This is a genomic window from Pseudomonas sp. DE0010, assembly GCF_007680745.1.
GTDB lineage: Bacteria > Pseudomonadota > Gammaproteobacteria > Pseudomonadales > Pseudomonadaceae > Aquipseudomonas > Aquipseudomonas parafulva_B.
Genome location: NZ_VEJQ01000276.1, coordinates 1 through 243 on the forward strand (window position 1 = coordinate 1; position 243 = coordinate 243).

The following is a 243-nucleotide window of genomic DNA, read 5'->3' on the forward strand; positions in this document are numbered from 1 at the left end:
GCAACCGGGCCGGCTGGATGTCATGGGTGCCGGCCTGCTCGCGGCGGGGCTGTTGGCGCTGGTGGTGCCCCTGGTCGAGGGGCCACGCCTGCACTGGCCCTGGTGGTCGCTCCCCCTGCTCGTCGTCAGTGGCGGATTGCTGATCACCTTCTGGCGCTACGAACAACGCAAGGAGGCGGCCGGCGAGACGCCCCTGGTGCTGCCTTCCCTGCTTGCCGCCCCCCGGCTGAGACGCAGCCTCCT

1 pseudogene is annotated in these 243 nt (G+C 71.6%); it reads left to right on the forward strand.

Annotated features, from left to right (window positions below):
* Positions 1-243 (forward strand): annotated as a pseudogene (locus FS767_RS22525) (MFS transporter); the annotation flags it as partial.